This is a genomic window from Monashia sp. HAY1-5C (assembly GCF_056755255.1).
This window is the reverse complement of sequence record NZ_JBPGXG010000443.1, coordinates 1-261: the sequence shown is the minus strand read 5'-3', so window position 1 is coordinate 261 and position 261 is coordinate 1. Positions and strand designations below refer to the sequence as shown.

The window sequence follows — 261 nt, the reverse complement described above, 5'->3', positions numbered from 1 at the left end:
ATTTTGCTCACGGCGCGCTTTACATGCTCGGCGCCTTCACAGCCTATCTGCTGCTCGCCTATGCCGGGATCGGCTATTGGCCGGCCTTGATCGTGGCGCCGCTGATCGTCGGTCTGTTCGGTGCCCTCGTCGAGCGGCTATGCCTGCGCCAGCTTTACAACATCGATCCGCTCTACGGCCTGCTCTCCACTTTCGGCATGGCGCTGACCATCGAGGGCACGTTCCGCTATCTCTACGGCTCCTCAGGCCAGCCTTATGCGG

The 261-nt window shown here is 62.1% G+C and carries 1 pseudogene; it reads left to right on the top strand.

The window, feature by feature from the left end:
- Positions 1-23: 23 nt before the first annotated feature.
- Positions 24-261: pseudogene (locus ACR9ZK_RS22370) on the top strand (branched-chain amino acid ABC transporter permease); the annotation flags it as partial.